Origin of the sequence: Halorubrum sp. Atlit-26R, assembly GCF_003666015.1 — an archaeon.
GTDB lineage: Archaea > Halobacteriota > Halobacteria > Halobacteriales > Haloferacaceae > Halorubrum.
The window spans coordinates 1-757 of sequence record NZ_QPLT01000195.1; the positions used below are offsets into that span (position 1 = coordinate 1).

1 pseudogene is annotated in these 757 nt (G+C 60.8%); it reads right to left on the reverse strand.

The window, feature by feature from the left end:
* A pseudogene (locus tag DVK07_RS20090) lies at positions 1 to 757 on the reverse strand (ribonucleotide-diphosphate reductase subunit alpha); the annotation flags it as partial.

A 757-nucleotide genomic window follows, 5' to 3' on the forward strand; every position in this document is an offset into this window, starting at 1 on the left:
CTGTGTCGCTTCGCGAACCGCACGGCTCGCTCCATGAACCGGACGCCCTCCGTGCGCTGGATGAACTCCTCCATCACCGCGTCCAGGAACCGCGTCAGCGTCTCCACCGCGTCGGTGTCCTTCCACTCGTCGTAGTGGAGCGCGTTCATGCTCGAGAGACAGCAGACGAAGCTCTCGTCCGCGGTGGCCGGCAGCGCGATCTCGGTACACAGGTTGGACGCGTTTATCTGGTAGTCTTTGTCCTTGTACACCTGCGGCTTCCCCTCGTTCATGTTCCCCCGGAAGATGATGTACGGAACGCCGATGTTGATCCGGGTCTCGATGATGTTCGCCCAAGTCTCCCGCTTCTCCTCGTCGCCGTCGATCATCGCCTGAAACCAGTCGTCACCGACGATGACGCCGTAGTAGATGTCCTGTACCGGGTCCCCCTCGGTTTTGATGTTGAGCCACTCCTCTAAGTCGTCGTGTTCGACGTCGATGTAGCCGGCGAACTGCCCTCGGCGGGTTTCGCCCTGGCTGATGACGTTGATGATCGTGTCGAACAGCTCCGTGAAGCTGTAGCTCCCGTTGCTCTTGCCGTTGTTCGTTATCGGACTGCCACGGGGGCGCAGCTCACCGAAGTATCCGCTCGTGCCCCCGCCCTGCTTGGTCATCTCGCCCACCTCGGCCTGGGTGTGGAGGATGCTCTCGATGTTGTCCTCCATGTGGCTGCCGAAGCAGCTGATAGGCAGACCTCTGTCTAAGCCGAAGTTAGACC